General features: G+C 34.9%; 19 protein-coding genes. 4 read left to right on the forward strand and 15 right to left on the reverse strand.

The genetic code is table 11. The features are described 5' to 3' along the window. Positions 1–26: 26 nt before the first annotated feature. The 15 genes from putP to CSUIS_RS05735 all read right to left on the reverse strand — a co-directional run bounded on the left by putP (position 27) and on the right by CSUIS_RS05735 (position 13,262). Positions 27–1,532 (reverse strand): sodium/proline symporter PutP, encoded by a 1,506-nt coding sequence (gene putP / locus CSUIS_RS05665; protein WP_086297774.1) that lies wholly within the window; start codon positions 1,530–1,532, stop codon positions 27–29. 15 nt (positions 1,533–1,547) lie between these two features. Further along, positions 1,548–3,353, reverse strand: a complete 1,806-nt coding sequence (gene mrdA / locus CSUIS_RS05670; protein ID WP_086297777.1) for a penicillin-binding protein 2 — start codon at positions 3,351–3,353, stop codon at positions 1,548–1,550. Continuing rightward, a complete protein-coding gene (locus tag CSUIS_RS05675; protein ID WP_086237204.1) occupies positions 3,350–3,838 on the reverse strand; it encodes a hypothetical protein in 489 nt (162 codons plus the stop codon). Before CSUIS_RS05675 ends, mrdA begins: the two co-directional genes overlap by 4 nt. Further along, positions 3,805–4,263 carry an N-acetyltransferase gene (locus tag CSUIS_RS05680; RefSeq protein ID WP_086297780.1) on the reverse strand — a complete coding sequence of 153 codons (459 nt, stop codon included), beginning with the start codon at positions 4,261–4,263 and terminating at the stop codon, positions 3,805–3,807. Before CSUIS_RS05680 ends, CSUIS_RS05675 begins: the two co-directional genes overlap by 34 nt. Next, positions 4,260–4,856, reverse strand: a complete 597-nt coding sequence (gene yihA / locus CSUIS_RS05685) for a ribosome biogenesis GTP-binding protein YihA/YsxC (protein WP_086297783.1) — start codon at positions 4,854–4,856, stop codon at positions 4,260–4,262. Before yihA ends, CSUIS_RS05680 begins: the two co-directional genes overlap by 4 nt. After that, positions 4,853–5,326 carry a lipopolysaccharide transport periplasmic protein LptA gene (gene lptA / locus CSUIS_RS05690; RefSeq protein ID WP_236847916.1) on the reverse strand — a complete coding sequence of 158 codons (474 nt, stop codon included), beginning with the start codon at positions 5,324–5,326 and terminating at the stop codon, positions 4,853–4,855. The genes yihA and lptA overlap by 4 nt, the downstream gene beginning before the upstream one ends. Then, positions 5,311–5,838, reverse strand: a complete 528-nt coding sequence (locus CSUIS_RS05695) for a hypothetical protein (protein ID WP_141082456.1) — start codon at positions 5,836–5,838, stop codon at positions 5,311–5,313. The genes lptA and CSUIS_RS05695 overlap by 16 nt, the downstream gene beginning before the upstream one ends. Continuing rightward, positions 5,817–6,305 carry a KdsC family phosphatase gene (locus CSUIS_RS05700; RefSeq protein WP_086237208.1) on the reverse strand — a complete coding sequence of 163 codons (489 nt, stop codon included), beginning with the start codon at positions 6,303–6,305 and terminating at the stop codon, positions 5,817–5,819. The genes CSUIS_RS05695 and CSUIS_RS05700 overlap by 22 nt, the downstream gene beginning before the upstream one ends. Next, positions 6,302–6,874: an imidazoleglycerol-phosphate dehydratase HisB gene (hisB, locus tag CSUIS_RS05705; protein WP_086297786.1), complete on the reverse strand. Its 573-nt coding sequence runs from the start codon at positions 6,872–6,874 to the stop codon at positions 6,302–6,304. Before hisB ends, CSUIS_RS05700 begins: the two co-directional genes overlap by 4 nt. 8 nt (positions 6,875–6,882) lie before the next feature. Continuing rightward, the gene (locus CSUIS_RS05710) at positions 6,883–7,590 is read right to left on the reverse strand and encodes a septal ring lytic transglycosylase RlpA family protein (RefSeq protein WP_086237282.1); all 708 of its coding nucleotides are present in this window, start codon (positions 7,588–7,590) and stop codon (positions 6,883–6,885) included. 49 nt (positions 7,591–7,639) lie between these two features. Further along, complete coding sequence (locus CSUIS_RS05715) at positions 7,640–8,836, reverse strand: transglycosylase SLT domain-containing protein (protein WP_086237210.1); 1,197 nt, start codon at positions 8,834–8,836, stop codon at positions 7,640–7,642. Positions 8,837–8,844: 8 nt separating this feature from the next. Then, entirely contained in the window at positions 8,845–9,609 is a 765-nt protein-coding gene (locus CSUIS_RS05720; RefSeq protein WP_086297789.1) for a TatD family hydrolase, read from the reverse strand. After that, positions 9,606–10,826, reverse strand: a complete 1,221-nt coding sequence (locus CSUIS_RS05725) for a GGDEF domain-containing response regulator (RefSeq protein ID WP_086237212.1) — start codon at positions 10,824–10,826, stop codon at positions 9,606–9,608. The genes CSUIS_RS05720 and CSUIS_RS05725 overlap by 4 nt, the downstream gene beginning before the upstream one ends. A gap of 61 nt (positions 10,827–10,887) precedes the next feature. After that, entirely contained in the window at positions 10,888–12,408 is a 1,521-nt protein-coding gene (locus tag CSUIS_RS05730; RefSeq protein ID WP_086297792.1) for an AAA family ATPase, read from the reverse strand. After that, positions 12,405–13,262: an NAD(+) kinase gene (locus tag CSUIS_RS05735; RefSeq protein ID WP_086293323.1), complete on the reverse strand. Its 858-nt coding sequence runs from the start codon at positions 13,260–13,262 to the stop codon at positions 12,405–12,407. Before CSUIS_RS05735 ends, CSUIS_RS05730 begins: the two co-directional genes overlap by 4 nt. 159 nt (positions 13,263–13,421) lie before the next feature. Here CSUIS_RS05735 and aspS point away from each other — a divergent pair, with 159 nt between their 5' ends. The 4 genes from aspS to ybeY are packed head-to-tail and all read left to right on the forward strand — an operon-like array spanning position 13,422 to position 16,780. Further along, complete coding sequence (gene aspS, locus CSUIS_RS05740; RefSeq protein WP_086293325.1) at positions 13,422–15,218, forward strand: aspartate--tRNA ligase; 1,797 nt, start codon at positions 13,422–13,424, stop codon at positions 15,216–15,218. Next, positions 15,218–15,793, forward strand: a complete 576-nt coding sequence (locus CSUIS_RS05745; RefSeq protein WP_086293327.1) for an adenylate kinase — start codon at positions 15,218–15,220, stop codon at positions 15,791–15,793. Before aspS ends, CSUIS_RS05745 begins: the two co-directional genes overlap by 1 nt. Before the next feature lie 3 nt (positions 15,794–15,796). After that, entirely contained in the window at positions 15,797–16,315 is a 519-nt protein-coding gene (gene ppa, locus CSUIS_RS05750) for an inorganic diphosphatase (protein WP_086297795.1), read from the forward strand. Between the two features lie 57 nt (positions 16,316–16,372). Beyond that, positions 16,373–16,780: an rRNA maturation RNase YbeY gene (ybeY, locus tag CSUIS_RS05755; RefSeq protein ID WP_086237218.1), complete on the forward strand. Its 408-nt coding sequence runs from the start codon at positions 16,373–16,375 to the stop codon at positions 16,778–16,780. Positions 16,781–16,782 lie beyond the last annotated feature (2 nt).

The following is a 16,782-nucleotide window of genomic DNA, read 5'->3' on the forward strand; positions in this document are numbered from 1 at the left end:
ATATAAAACAACTCCAAAGTATAAATTTAAATTTGCCTATCTTTCATTTTATTAAATTCATCATCAATCACTGATAAATTCGGCTCTTGCGACATCTTTTTGAGCATATTATTATAGCGATTTACCAGCCATATTACAAGAGATGATAGTAAAAATCCAGGCAATAGCTCATAAACCACGCTTGATAGCCCAAAAAGTATCCATAGCAGCACCGTTACGCCTCCAGTGATTATACCAGCTAAAGCAGAAAGCGCACTCATATGCCTTGAATATAAGCTAAATAGCAAAACTGGCCCAAAACTCGCACCAAATCCAGCCCAAGCATTACCCACCACTCCAAGAACCGTATCACTAGAGTTAAACCCGATAAATGTAGCAATCACCGCTACTAATACAACTGAAATTCTACCTGTTAATACTTGTGCTTTAGGGCTTACTTCGTGCTTATAAAATGCAAATATAAAATCCCTAGTAACCGAACTAGCACTAACTAAAAGTTGCGATGAGATAGTACTCATAATAGCCGCAAGAACAGCTGATATAATAACTCCTACGATAAAAGGGTGAAATAGAGTATCGCCAAGCTTTAAAAACACAGTTTCTGGATCAGATAAAGGATTGCCATTTTGAGAAAAATATACAAAACCTATAAGACCACTAGCCATAGCCCCAACCAAGCCAATTACCATCCACGAAATCCCAATTCTTCTGGCTAAAACAAGCTCTTTTGCATCTCTAATAGCCATAAATCTGACAATTATATGTGGCTGTCCAAAGTAGCCAAATCCCCAAGCAAGCAATCCCAAAATACCTAAAAATGTCTGCCCTGCAAATATATCTAAGTGGTTTGAATTTGCCTCTTTGCTATACTGATTTAAAAGGGATAAGAAGCTTGAATTTTGTGGAATTTCAATACTAAAATAGGCCACCAAAGGGATAAGCACAAGCACTAAAAACATTAAAATCCCTTGAAACGCATCTGTAAGACAAACTGCCTTAAATCCACCAAAAAATGTATAAAATACAACTATAAAAAGTGTAACTCCAGCCCCAAAAGCAAAATTCAAACCAAAAAAGCTCTCAAATGTCTTGCCGCCAGCAATAATCCCACTACTGACATAAAGCGTATAAAATACAAGGATAAAAATACCAGAAATAATGCGTAAAACCTTAGTTCTATCTTTAAATCTATTCTCTAAATAATCTGGAATAGTAATGCTATCGCCTGAAATTTCAGTATATACTCTAAGCCTACTAGCAAGATATTTGTAATTCGCCCACGCACCAACGCTAAGTCCAATAGCTATCCAAGCATTACAAATCCCACTAAGATATAAAGCCCCAGGAAGCCCAAGCAACATCCATCCACTCATATCACTAGCCCCAGCACTAAGTGCGGTTATAAATGGCCCTAAGGAGCGGTTATCTAGCAAGTACTCATTTAAATTTGACTTTTTATTATACGCTAAACGCCCAATTACCAAAAGCACCCCAAAATATAATCCAATGGCTAAATATGTAGTAAAGTCCAACTCATCTCCTTTATATTATTTTCGTTTTTTTAGATATTTTTCATCTATATAGCCCATATCAGCAAGCTTATCAAAAATTCTAGATAGTATCGGCCCTGCTGCTCCACCACCACTTGCACCATGCTCTACTAATACAGTTACGACATATCTAGGATTTTCATATGGAGCATATCCTGTCATCCATGCGTGTGAGCGTTCATAATACTCCATATCAGCTTCTTTAATCCGCTCTTTATCCTCTTGGCTAATCCCCACTACTTGAGCCGTTCCTGATTTAGCTGCGATAATAACCTTAGAAGGGCTTAATACTCTAAAGCCAGTCCCACCTGGGATATTAGCTACTGCGTGCATTCCTTCTCTTATATATTTTAGGGCTGATTTTTCCTTCTGTGTTAAAATATCACTACCTATCCACTCTTGCTCTACCTTATCAACACTATTAAGAAAATGCGGAGTTACATCATATCCCATAGCAAATATCGCCGTATCCCTAGCTACTTGCATTGGTGTGGCTAAAAAGCTACCTTGACCTATGCTAGTATTTATAGTATCGCCTTGATACCATGGCTGATTTAATCTACTCTTTTTCCATTGCATATCTGGGACTATACCTATATACTCATTTGGCAAATCCACACCAGATTTTACCCCAAAACCATACCTTCTTAACACTGGCGCTATAACATCTATGCCTACATTATAAGCACCACGATAAAAATATGTATCACAACTATCACGCAAAGCCTCTACTATAGTCATCATCTCAGAGCCATAATTTTTCCAATTTCTAAATTTCCTATCACCTAGCTCAAAATATGGATCACAAAGCAATCTTGTAGTAGGAGAGATTTTCCCACTTTCAAAAAACGCCATACCCATAGCCATTTTGACAACACTTCCAGGCGGATAAAGAGCATTTACAAGCTTATTTGTAAATGGATGGTCTGGACTATTCATCATCTCATTCCAATCGCTTTGGCTAATTCCTGTTACAAATTTATTTAAATCATACTCAGGAAGGCTAGCCGCAGCCAAAATAGATCCATCTAAAGCATCCATCACGATCACCGCTCCAGCTGGTCTATCAAAGGCCTCATATAGATATTTTTGCAACTCCAAATCTATAGTAAGAGTAATATCAAGGCTACTTGGCTTAGTATATCCAACCTCTTCTACAATCTTATTTAGAGCCGTTACCTTAGTAACCCTTTGCCCCTCTACCCCTTGTAAAATCTCATTATAATACCTCTCAACTCCACTCCTACCAGTGTAATTTGTAAGCTTTGAGATTGGATTAATATCTATATCTTTTAAATTTGCTCTACCCACATATCCTATTACATGACTAGCTAAATCCCCAAATGGATAGTGGCGAATGGATACTGGATTTACCTCTATATTATCACGCAAATTTAATCTAGCAAAATGCGGCAAAACCCTATCATAAGCCAAAAAATTCACAACATTTACAAAATCTTGCGAATATGGCGAGTCATTTTTTATATACTCTCTTTTGAGTTTTGTGGCATTTAGGTCTGGGAATATCGATATAATAAAATTTATCTCATCATCTAAAGTGTTAATATTTCGCCTAAGGTGCGGTCTAATCGATATTTCAAATCCAAGTTTATTAACAGCTAGTGGATTACCATTTCTATCTAGAATTTGCCCTCTAACTGGAGCGATATACTCTGTTTTTATAGCGTTTTTTTCAGCGATTTGCTCATAATATTCATTAGATTTAATGCTTAAATAATACACCCTTGTAAGCAAGATAATCCAAACAAAAATGATAATCCCATAAACAATCGTCATTCTCATAATATCCGCCCCCTAAAAATCACAAGAGCAATCAATGACTCTATAATAGCATAGAGCAAATACTCATAATCTAGCTTCATTCTAGGCTGGTTTAATACATATAGCACGATATTACTCATAGCAAGAGTAATGATATATCCTGAAAATACATATATGGTTATTAGTAGTTTTCTCCATTTTATATTTGTCTTTAACCAATCATTAATAAGATAGTAAAAAAATAGCCACGCCAAAATCACGGAGCAAAACTCAAAGCCATTTAACTGCTCAGCAAATATCAAAAAGGCTAAACTTAGATACCATCTCTTATCTTTTACCCCAAGTGTGCGATCTAGCTCATCTTTAAGTATTACCAAATAGGCAAAAAATACCCCAATTAATGATGGCAAAAACACAGAAGTAATGCTAAATATTTCATATACTACAATAGATATACAAAATAAATTAAATCTTAGAGATTGCGAATTAATGCTATTTCGTTGCATACTAGAAAGTGCTTACATTTAATGCAATCAGCCCAAATCTTTTGCGCTGGTAATCTCTCTTTGGGAATTTGGATAAATCCTAAATTCTCAAAAAACCTACTCCTATAAGTAAGAGTAAAAACTTGCGTTATCTCCATAGATTTAGCCTCATCTAAAAGAGCCTTTACTATATTGCTACCAACGCTCTTACCCCTATAGTCAAGATCAACTATCAAACTTCTAATCTCAGCCAAATTAGCAGCGTGTATATGAAGTGCGCTATATCCAATTAGCCTATCATCGTCAAAGGCAAGTGTGTATGAGCGGATATTTGTAGCTATCTCATCATCGCTCCTAGGCAAAATTACACCACTTTCTACCTCGGGGCGAACTAAATTTTGCATACTTTTTATATCTTTTAATCTTGCTTTTTTATACTCTATCATTTCACACCAAATACTGCATTATATATCGCTTTTGTCGCTTTATCTATACCTGTTTTTTTGCTACTAGAGACCAAAATAGCATTTGGATCAATCTTTAAAAGTTGTGCTTTTTGGCTTTGATTTAGCTTATCTGATTTTGTATAAATATTTAATACTCTTTGGTCAGCTCTAGCAAATTCACTAAGATATAGTCCCAAATTCTCATCTTTTTGAAGTCCTGCGTGTCTAGAGTCTATAAGATGGATAAACGCCTTAATGCTAAGCCTTTGCCTAAGATATCTATCTAAATTCTCCTGCCAAATACTATGCATACTCTTGCTTACTTTAGCATAGCCAAATCCTGGTAAATCGACAAATATCAATGGAATTTTCTCTTCTTCATTATCAATTATAACTTCAAAGCAGTTTATTAGCTGAGTTTTGCCTGGAGTGGAGCTAGATTTTGCTAAGCTATTATGATTGGTTAAAGCATTTATAATTGAGCTTTTACCGACATTACTACGACCTAAAAATGCCACCTCACTAATGCCAAATTCAGGCAATCCATCAATCCCTTGGGCTGAGAGTAAAAACTTAGCGTTAATAATTCTCATCTTTCTTCTACCTGAAATATAAATTTAACTGGCTCTTTATCCTTGCTTTTGACATTATAAACCCCATTTAATTGATTGACAACTATCTCATCGCCAAATATCTTCTTATCGCTATCAATCTCATGTAAAAATGCATTGCCTTTTAGGGTGTAAATTTGAGTTTTTGGATCATATGTTAGCAAATCTCCACTACCATTATAATTTTTACCATTTAATAATATAGCAAATTTAGCGTTGCTAATGGCTTCATATTTGTATGGTTGGCGATTTTTATCAAAGTAAATTTTAACTCTATTTGCCCTTAGCGTATCACTTTTACCCTTTTTTATAACCACATTTCCCACAAGCTCCCCAAGACCTGCTTTTTCATCGGCATAAAAGCTATCAGCACTTACTTCTATCTGGTCTGAATTTGCCATAGTAAAAATCATAGCCACCAATATAAAAGCTCTAACTATTTGTAAAACCAACCCCTAACTCCTTTTGCGGTTATATAATTATTATCTAGCTCATAAATAACGCTATTTCCTAGTATTTTATCACTATTTTGTAATAGTTCAAATGGGAGATTGCTTAGTAGTATTTTTGTAGAATTATCATATATAATCTCATTAGAATTATATCTTAGATTAGTAATTAAATTTATATATTTTACTTCGTTAATAAATGTTATATTATTATCTTTATATATAGCTTCTTTGGCGTTTATATTGTGTTTATCTTTATGTATGAAGGTTACATTGGGATTAATAAATTTATTATAATCATCATAGGCTATAACGCTACTAGAGATAAAATTAGCATATATATCAGTAGCATTCATCTCATAGCTTATCACTTCATCAGCTTGCATATTGGCTACTTTAATATTGTTAATATTAGCTTTAATATCATATGGACTTTGTAGCATTAATACTACCACGCTTATACTAAAAATAGCAACAGCAAAATAAAATATCCTTATAGCCAACGCTTCATCCACTCACTACGCAAATTTTCTCTATCAATGATAATCTCTATCATCTCTCTAACAGCACCATAACCACCATTTTTGGTAAGTTTTATATCAGGGCAAACTGCCTCAAAAGCATCATTTGGAGCAAAGCTGATAGATACACTTTTTAAAAGCTTAATATCATTTAAATCATCACCTATAGCTGCGGCGTTTTCTAAATTTAACCCCTCTAAAGCTAAAATCTCTTTAGCCTTAGATAGCTTATCACTTACGCCTTGAAAGCAGTATTTTATCTCCAGCTCTTTAGCCCTATCAGCCACAATTTGTGAGCTTTTGCCTGTGATTATGGCTGAAATTTTACCCATGCGATTCCACTGCTGTATGGCAAATCCATCTTTGACATCAAATCTTTTAAATTCATCGCCGCAATTAGTTTTATAAATCCCCCCATCGCTAAGGCATCCATCAACATCTAAAAATATTATCTCTATCATAAAACGCCTTTGGTGCTAGGAATTCCAACTCTATCATTTTTAGCCACAGCCCTGCGAAATGCTACCGCAAAAGCCTTAAATGTCGCTTCAGCTATGTGATGAGAGTTGCTACCTCTTTGCTTTATAATGTGTAAAGTTATATTAGCATTCATCGCCAAAGCTCTAAAAAACTCCTCAACAAGCTCACTATCAAAGTTGCCTATTTTTGGCTTCATCTTAGATTTATAAATTAAAAAAGCACGATTAGATAGATCCAAAGCACACTCCACAGCTGCTTCATCCATCACCACAACAGAATTGCCGTATCTCTCCACGCTTCCAAGCGGATATAAAGCCTCTTTTAAAGCTTGACCAAGCACAATACCACAATCTTCTACGCTATGGTGATCATCAATATATAAATCCCCTTTACAATGAAGTTTAATATCCATTAATGAGTGCTTAGCAAGTGCGTTTAACATATGGTCAAAAAAGCCAACTCCAGTGCTTATATCGCTATTGCCACTACCATAAATTTCAAGCTCTAAGCTGATATTAGTCTCTTTTGTTGCTCTTTGTTTTTTAATCATTTTATTTCCTAATCTCTAGCTATAAACGCACCCTTAAATTGTCCGCTAGATATGAAATCACGAGCCTCAGCCTCACTTCTAAATCCAGTTAAAAATACCCTATAAATAGGCTCTCCATTCAAAGTATATTCACGAACTGCAGTTTTGTAAATTCCATTTGTATTATCAAATTGAGTTTTATAAGTATTAGCTCCAGCTAATCGTCTAAATGCACCAATTTGGACTATAAAATTTCCGCCTGTATATGTGTGAGTTTTAGCTGTTTTATTAGCTGGGGTCTCAACTTGACCATAAAATCCAACAACCTCAAGTCTAACCGGTGCTGTCCCATCAGCTATCATACTAATCTCAGTAGCGGCTGCTTTTGATAGATCTATTATCCTACCAGATACAAATGGACCTCTATCGTTGATTCTTACTATCGTTGTTTTGCCATTTTTTAGGCTTGTTACTTTAACCATAGTATTCATAGGAAGGGTTTTGTGAGCTGCTGTTAGAGAGTGCATATTATATATCTCTCCGTTACTTGTCTTTTTGCCATGGAAATTTGGCCCATACCAACTCGCAATTCCAGTAGCGCTATCGCCTACTTCTACAACCGTTGGGTAGTATGTTTTGCCATTGATGGTATAAGGCCTCATAGTGGCTTCTTGAGTGCTTTTACTCGTATTTGGTGTGCTCTCAAAGTCTGAGCTTGAGTAGTATGGAATGCTCATTGTAGAACAACCAGCAAAAACTAACGCCGCTAATGTGGCTAGTGATATTTTAATGTGGTATGACAAGGTTTTCTCCTATTGCTAATTTCATATTTGTTTTACTATTTGCCTTTATTATATCTGATACTTCTACCCCGAATTTACGAGATATAGCTCCTAGCGTATCCCCTTTTTTGACCTGATATTCATAAATGGTCTTAGCGTTTGCTGGGAGTGCTAGTTTGTAGTTTGCTTTTATCTGTTTTATATTATTATATCTTTTAATATCGCTTGTTTTAATATCTAATTTTTTGGCAATTATCTCAAATGTATCGCCCTTTTTGGTATTGTAAATTTTAGTCTTCTCACCAGCTTTATATCTGGCTAAAAACTCCTCTTTTTTTATCGTTGGGATATAGATATAGTATTTATCTCTATTTGGCGGAGTAAAGCTATATCTTAAATGAGTATTATATTTACTTAATTTATCTACGCTAAATCCTATGGTTGAGGCCACATCATGAAGGCTGATTCCACCTGGGATTTCAACCCTTTCAATGCCTATATATGTGGCTGAATTTAACATAGAGCTATCTGTAGAGATCAAAAAATCTCTATCATTTGCCACATATGCCATCATTATAATTTTACGAAGATAATTTCTTGTCTCAAGTGAGAGATATTTTTGTTTTGGGTCAAGCAAAACCTTAATATCATCACTACCAGCTATTTTTATAGCTCTGCTTAACTTGCCCTCTCCAGCATTATAAGCCAAAATTGCTAAATACCACTTGCCAAATCTATCTTTTAATCTTTGCAAATAATCAATCGCAGCATTGGTAGCTTGAAGAGGATCTCGCCTTTCATCTACATATTTATCTATATTTAAATTATGCAATTTAGCCGTGCTTGGGATAAACTGCCAAATTCCAGCTGCCTTAGCTCCAGATGTGGCTCTATTTGATAGCTTAGACTCCACTATAGCAAGATACAATAGTGAATTTGGAGCACCTCTTTGCTTTAATACATCTTTGATTATAGCAGCGTGTTTATACTCTTTTGTTATTGTGTTTATAAATTCTTGTTTTGTTGTGTCCATTCTGCTATTTTTTAACTGCAAAAAATACTCATCATTAATATATTTTGGATCAATATCAAGCTCTTTTAATATCTTAATCTCTTTTTTAAAATTATCGCTTGAGACCATAAATCCAAATGAGTAATTACAGGTAAAAAATATAGATAAAACTACTAATACTACTCTCATTTCTCTCCTTAAATTCCAAATAATCTACTTGCGTTTTGCGTAGTTAAATCCACAATCTCATCTTTATTCATAGATAAAATTTCAGCCATCTTATCAGCTACAAAGGTGGTAAATGCTGGCTCATTTCTCTTGCCCCTATAAGGCTCAGGAGTAAGATATGGAGCGTCAGTTTCTATTAAAAGCCTATTTAGCGGGATTTTTGGTAAAATTTGGGTTAATTTCTTGCCATTTTTAAAGGTTAAAACCCCACCAATGCCATAGTAAAATTTGCTACTAAGCTCAAGCAAAATAGGACTAGCATTAAAGCAGTGTAAAACTCCGCCAACTAGCTCATTTTTATACTCTTTTAATATTTTTAAGCTATCTTCATTCGCATCTCTAATATGCACAATAAGTGGAAGCTTTAACTCAATTGCTAGTTTGATTTGAGTGATGAAAATATCTTTTTGTCTAGCCTTATATTGCTCTACATCAACTTCAGGAAGTCTAAAATAATCCAGCCCACACTCGCCGATAGCAACGCACTTTTTATCCTTAGCAAATTCATAAATTACACTCTCATCATATCCATCTATCTCATATGGATGAACTCCAGCTGCGAAGTAGATATTTTCATATGAATTTGCTATTTTTGCAGCCTTTGGCAAATCCTTTATATCGGCCCCAGGGATGATAATCTTGCCTACTTTATTATCAAAAGCGTTTTTTATCACGCTACTTATATCATCATCATACCTAGCATCATCTAAATGGCAATGTGTATCTATAATCATAAAATCTCCACCCTATTCTTGCCATTTTTTTTGGCTTTTTGTAAGGCTTTGTAGCCATTCATTATTGCTTGGTCAAATTTAATATTAGTATCAAAACTACAAATGCCAACTGATATTGTAGGCGTTACTGAAGATATAGCAAGATTAGCAATCTTTGATCTAATATGCGCCATAACTTTTATAGCCTCATCAAAGCCAATTTTATCAAATATCACTCCAAATTCGCCACCGCTAAGCCTAGCTACCACCATACCTTTTAACTCGCTTTTTAATATAGATGCAACATGCATAATAACCCTATCACAAAGCTCAAAGCCAAACTTAGCATTAATCGCTCTTAATCCATCTATATCGATAATAGCAATGCCAAATTCACCACTTCTTGCTGCTAAGCTCTTAGCATAAGCAAAGAAATATCTTCTATTAAATAGCTTAGTTGATGGGTCATATTTTTTATACATTTGAATATCTATCTCATCTTGCATAGCCTTAAGATTGCTATCAACTCTATATATTATCTCCTCTTTGCTAAAAGGAATAGATATAAAATCATTAGCGCCATTTTTCAAAAATTTAGCCGCTACATCATTATCACTACTAGCTACTGCTATTAATCCTAGGCTATTTTTATTCTTAGTTTGGCGAATTTGACGCATTAGCTCAAAGCCATCAATAACTGGCATATTATATGCTGTTAATATAAGCTTAATATCTGGATTATCATTTAAGTAGTTTAACGCCTCTTCGCCATGAGCTGCGGTAAAGACCTTATAAAGCTGTGAATTTAAGATCTCTTTTAGCTGATTTCTCACCCCCATAGATGGCTCAACTATCATAACTTTGTGATTGCGGTTTTTACATAGTCTATTTATGGTATCAAATATATAATTAATAGCATCTAAGCTATCTTTTAATACATAATCAACTATATTTTTTTGAGTAAAGATTTTTTTTAAATTCTCATCTACGCTACCAGTAAGGATAATGGCTAAAATATTTTTAGATAAGACATAATCTACAATCTCCCCATCTGGTGCATCGGGTAAATTTAGATCAAGCAAAGCGATAAAAAAGTCATCATTATCCTCAATAGCATCTACGGCCTGTGCGTAACTATGTGCCACTACAACATCCATATCTACATTGGCATTCATCTTTTTAGCTATTAGTTTGGCTAAGGATTTATTATCCTCAACTATCAAGACTCTCTCGCGCATTACAACCCCATAATTAATAATTTTTGTCGCCGATTATACTCAAATTTGACTTTAAAGCTCATTAAATAAGTAGCTTTTTAGCAAATTCAGTAGCCTCTTGCGTGATACTCTCTCCACTTATCATACGAGATAACTCCATCACTCTTTCATCTATATTAAGCTCTTTTACGCTAGAGCCTTTAGCGTCTTTTTGGACTAAGAAGTGATGATGAGCCTTAGAGCTTAGCTGTGGCTGATGAGAGATGGCAAAAATTTGATATAAATTTGATAGTTCTATAAGCACATTTGCTATACTCATAGCCTCCTTCCCGCTTAAATTCGCATCTATCTCATCAAGTATCAAAACCCCGCCCCCAAGACCGCTAATCTTAGCTTCACTGGCGATAAATGCAAGTCTTAAGCGGTTTATCTCTCCGCTACTTAGAGTTTTTAAATTTGAGCTATTTAAATTTATATCTACCAAATCAGCACCATTTATATCCATATTCTTGCTATTTAAATTTATATCCACCCTATCCATATATAGATCTTTTAAGTATCCATTTACCATAGTTTCTAGCTCTTTTACAGACTTGCTTCGCTCTTTTGTGATGGTATTTGAGATATTTTCTAATTCGCTTAAAAGCCTAGTAAATTTCATACTCAAATCAGATTTTTGAAACTCGATATTTTCATAATGAGCTAGTTCGGCCTTTCTCTTTTGTAAGATCTCTAGGCACTCTTCTATACTCCCATACCGCTTAATCAACCCATTTAAACTCTCAATGCGATCTAAAAGCTCTTCTATATCGAACCCTTCAAATTCATCAAAATCCACGCTACTTTTAGCAATTTTAAGCTCATTTAAAGCATCGCTAAAAAACCCGCTATCAATATCGCTAATATTTAAAGCATCAATCACTGCTTTTTCATAAGCAAATATCATCTCAGCCTTGCTCCACGCCTCTTGTATCTTATCTTTTTTGCTAAGTCGCTTCTTTATAGAGTTAAGTTCATCAAATTCGCCTATTTTCGGATTTATCTGCTCGATCTTTTCTATCTCGAATTTAGCAAATTCTTTAAGCTCATCGATCTTTTTCTCTTCTTCATTTATCTTATCAAGCTCCTTTTTAAGAGTTAAAAATTCATTAAATTTTTCCTTAAATTTAGCCAAATTTTCACTATAATTTTTAGATTTTTTACTAGCTAAAATATCTAAAATTCCAATCAATCTAGAATTTTCAAACTCCTCAATATCCTTAGCACTTAGATATTTTAAATGGCGATTAGCGATCAAATTTAGATTTTTTTTCGATATTGATTGGTTATTTATAAAGTATCTTGTGCTCTTATCTTTTAGAAGTTTAAAGCAGTTTATACTATCTTCTTCAATCCCAAACTCATCAAGCCCAAGCTTACACTCCACATCAGCTTCAATAAGCCTAGCATCGCTATCTTTATAGCCAAAAACGCTTAAAATTGCCCCCATTAAAACGCTTTTACCCGCACCACTAACACCAGTAAATACGCTAAGCCCAGAGCCAAATTTAAGCTCTAATTCATCAAAACTTAAATAATCTTTAAGATAAATTCTCTCTATCACTGCTGACCCCATCTTAATTTCTCTTTTAAAACACCAAAATAGTCCCGCCCTTGATGCCTAAGCAGATTAACTCTAATATCGCTCACACCAATATCCACGCTATCAAATTCAATCAAATCCAATCTATCTTGACCATCTATTAAAACCACTATATCATCATTACTTCTAAACTCCAATCTAAACTCTCTAGGTAAGACAAGCGGTCTTTGAGTAAGACTATGCGAACAAATCGGCGTAACGCTATAAGCATCACATAAAGGATGGATAATTGGCCCTCCAGCACTCATATTATAAGCAGTCGAGCCCATCGCAGAGCTGATTATCACCCCATCGCCAAAGTATGAGTTAAAGTGCTTTGAGTTTAAAAAAGCATCAATATGAGAAGTAGTATCAATCTTTTTACGCATTAAAACAATATCATTAAAGGCTAATTTTGTAGTTATCTTGCCATTTTTATTGAAATTTGCCCTAAGCATATATGGACGCTCAATATCATAAATTCCGCTTAAAAATTGATCCAAAAATTCCCCAAATTTATCCAAAGTAGAATCTGTCAAGAAGCCCAAATGTCCAGTATGAACCCCATATACATAAATTTCACTTTGTGCTACTCGTCTGCATGTAGCTATGAAATTACCATCTCCTCCAAGGGATATTATCACCTTAGCTTTTGATATTAAATCTTTAAATTCAAAGCCATCTACGCCAATTATTTTAGCCACATGCGACTCAAATATCACATCAATTGAGCGACTTTTTATAATCTTTACAATCTTAACTAGAGCGTCTTTTTGCTCTATTGGATCCCTTGTTGTGATCGCTATAATATTTAGATTTTTATGAATTTTAGACATTACACTCTCCGTAATCCAAATTTTACACAAAAAAACATAAATATAAACTATATTTTAAAACCTAAATTTAACTTTAACCAATTACTAGTCAAAATTTCTAATAAAATTTTTATAAATTTTAATGTATAATGGCGGCTTTTTATAAACGAAAGGATTAATATGCGTAGTCATTACTGCACCGACTTAGACGCAAAAGATATTGGTAAAAATGTTAATCTATGTGGTTGGGTAAATTCATACAGAGACCACGGAGGCGTTATATTTATAGATTTGCGTGATAGAAGTGGAATTATACAGCTTGTATGCGATCCAGCAGATAGTAAATCAGCCCACGAAATCGCCTCAAAAGTTAGAGATGAGTATGTATTAAGAGCTAAGGGAAAGATTAGAGCTAGAGGCGAAGGCTTGGTTAATCCAAAGCTAAAAACTGGTGAAATTGAGGTAGTAATAGATGAGCTAATCATCGAAAATGAGAGTGCGCCACTACCTTTTGTCATTACAGATAGCAATGTTGGCGAAGATATTAGGCTTAAATACCGCTTCTTAGACTTAAGAAATCCAGATAATTTAAGCAAATTTCAACTTCGCTCCAAGGCTAGTATAGCGTGTAGAAATGCCCTTGATAGATTAGGATTTTTAGAGGTTGAAACCCCTATGCTAACTCGTGCTACACCTGAGGGCGCAAGGGATTATCTAGTGCCTAGCCGTGTTCATCCTGGCGAATTCTACGCCTTGCCTCAAAGCCCTCAGCTATTTAAACAGCTACTAATGTGCGCTGGATTTGATAGGTATTTTCAAATTGCAAGGTGCTTTAGAGATGAGGATTTAAGAGCTGATCGTCAGCCTGAATTTACCCAAATCGATGTAGAGATGAGCTTTTGCGATCAAGAAGATGTGATGAAAGTCGGCGAAGAGGTTTTAAAAGAGATATTTGCAGCTTGTGGGCATAATATCCAAATTCCATTTAAAAGATTGAGCTATAAAGACGCTATGGAGCTTTATGGTAGCGATAAGCCAGATCTTAGATTTGATCTAGCTATGATTGATGTGATTGATATTTTTGCTAAATCAAATAATGAAATTTTCAGCACTCCAGCAAAGGATCCACGCAAAAATAGAGCCAAAGCTATAAAAGTGCCTAATGGAGATAATATATTTAGCAAACGCCAAATGCAAAGATTTGAGGAATTTGTGCGTAAATTTGGGGCTAAAGGCTTAGCATTTATCCAAATAAAAGATCCAAAAGATACAGCCGGACAAGATAACTGCGTAGATTTTGATGGAATTAGCTTAAAAGGTCCGCTAGTTAAATTTTTTGAACCAAGCGAACTAAAAGAGCTAGTTTCTCGCACAAAACTCAAAGTCGGAGATGTCGTATTCTTTGGTGTTGGGGATAAAAAGACAGTTTTAGACTATATGGGGCGATTTAGAATTTTCTTAGCTGGTGAGCTTGGCATTATAGATGAGAAGGCTTTGGAATTTTTATGGGTTGTAGATTTTCCTATGTTTGAGCAAAACGATGATGGTAGCTACTCAGCTATGCACCATCCATTTACAATGCCAAACAATCCAGATGAGCCAAATTTAGAAGATATCACAAGTATCGCTTATGATGTTGTATTAAATGGCGTTGAGCTTGGTGGGGGAAGTATTAGAATTCACAAAAACGATATTCAACAAAAGGTATTTAAACTGCTTAAAATAGATGAAGAAGAGCAAAGAGAGAAATTCGGATTTTTACTTGATGCTCTTAGCTTTGGTGCGCCAGCTCATGGTGGATTTGCCATAGGCTTAGATAGGTTAATTATGTTAGCTACTGGCTCATCAAGCATTCGTGATGTAATAGCCTTCCCTAAAACTCAAAAAGCCTCATGTCTAATGACTCAGGCTCCAAGTAGCGTAGATACTCATCAGCTAAGAGATTTAGGACTAAGATTAAGAGAAAAGGATAAGTAATGAAAAAACTATTTTTAATAATCGGTGCTCCAGGCAGCGGCAAAACAACCGATGCTAGTATAATTGCTAAAAATGATACCAAATTTAGCCACTACTCTACTGGCGATCTTTTAAGAGCTGAAGTAGCTAGTGGTAGCGATCTTGGTCGCTTGATAGATAGCTTCATCTCTAAAGGCAATCTAGTACCACTAGATGTAGTGGTAAATACCATAATCTCAGCTATTAAATCTAGCCACACAGACTATATCTTGATAGATGGCTATCCAAGAAGTGTAGAGCAGATGATGGAGTTAGACAAAGTCCTATCAAATAGTAGTGATGTCAAACTAAGTGGCGTTATAGAAGTAGATGTAAGCGAACAAGTAGCAAGAGAGAGGGTATTAGGCAGAGCTAGGGGAGCTGATGACAATGATGAAGTCTTTAATAATAGAATGAAGGTTTATCTAGCTCCGCTTAAAGAGATTAGAGATTTTTACAGCTCAAAATCACTACTTCGCAATATCAATGGCGAACGCACTATAGAAGAGATAGTAAGCGATATGACAAATTTATTAAATACTATGATAAAGGAGTAAAATATGGATATTAGTAAAATCAAAGCTGGTAGCAATCCAGATAAATTAAACGCAGTTATTGAGATCCCTTATGGCTCAAATATTAAATACGAAATAGACAAAGATAGCGGTGCTGTAGTAGTAGATCGTGTATTATACTCAGCTATGTTTTATCCAGCTAATTACGGATTTATCCCATCAACATTAGCCGATGATGGCGATCCTGCTGATGTTTTAGTGCTTAATGAGTATCCACTTCAAGCTGGTAGCGTAATACCTTGCCGTTTAATTGGTGTATTAGTAATGGAAGATGAAAGCGGTATGGATGAGAAGCTACTAGCTGTGCCAGTTAGTAAAATTGACCCTAGATATGAAGACATCAAAAGCATAGATGATCTACCAAAGGCTACACTTGATAAGATTAAAAATTTCTTTGAAACCTACAAAATGCTAGAGCCAAATAAGTGGGTAAAAGTCAAAGGCTTTGAAGACGCTAATAAGGCTAAAGATATTTTAGACGCAGCTATAAAAGCTTATAAATAATTTTGCGGTGGAGAGTTTTCTTCACCCACTTGCTAAACAATCCACAAAAGGCTACTAATGATAATTTGCGAAGATAACTATCCTCAAATTCTAGATACCATCGCACAAAAGCTCACAAATGCGGATATAGAGCTACTACTAGTAGATACTAAAACCATGCACCAAATAAATTTAAAAGAGCGTAAAATTGATAAAACTACAGATGTTTTGAGCTTTCCACTTCACTATATTCCGCATTTTCCTATTGGTTCAATCGTGATAAATACAGATTTAGCACTATCTAAAGCTAGCGAATTAGGTCATAGTATAGATGATGAAATAGCTCTACTATTTACTCATGGTTTGCTACATATATTAGGATATGATCATGAAAATGATGATGGACAAATGAGAAGAAAAGAGATAGAAATTATAAACGAATTTAATCTACCAGATAGCCTAATAGTGCGGACACTAGATGAGTAGGG

This window comes from Campylobacter porcelli (assembly GCF_002139855.1).
Taxonomy (GTDB): domain Bacteria; phylum Campylobacterota; class Campylobacteria; order Campylobacterales; family Campylobacteraceae; genus Campylobacter; species Campylobacter porcelli.